Origin of the sequence: Undibacterium sp. RuTC16W (genome assembly GCF_049339445.1) — a bacterium.
Taxonomy (GTDB): domain Bacteria; phylum Pseudomonadota; class Gammaproteobacteria; order Burkholderiales; family Burkholderiaceae_D; genus Undibacterium.
Genome location: NZ_JBMPPE010000129.1, coordinates 1 through 280 on the forward strand (window position 1 = coordinate 1; position 280 = coordinate 280).

Here is a 280-nt window from a genome sequence, read left to right on the forward strand (position 1 = left end):
GAGGTGGTCCAGCAGTGCGGCCAGTTCGGTTTGCATGGGAGCGTCCAGGCCCGCCATGGGTTCGTCCAGCAGCAGCACGTCCGGTTCCATCGCCAGCACGCCGGCGATGCAGACGCGCTTCTTCTGGCCGAAGCTCAGTTGATGCACGGCGCGGCGAGCATGGCCGCGCAGGCCGACGGCGTTCAGCGCGGCAGCGACGCGCGCGCGCACTTCGACGGCGTCCAGGCCGAGGTTCAAGGGGCCGAAGGAAACGTCTTCCTCGACCAGTGCTGAGAACAGT

The 280-nt window shown here is 67.9% G+C and carries 1 protein-coding gene; it reads right to left on the bottom strand.

Translation table 11 applies throughout. The annotated features are described in order from the left end of the window. Positions 1-280, bottom strand: a 280-nt coding sequence (locus ACO0K4_RS19805) for an ATP-binding cassette domain-containing protein (RefSeq protein ID WP_422958363.1), incomplete at both ends; no start/stop codon positions are given.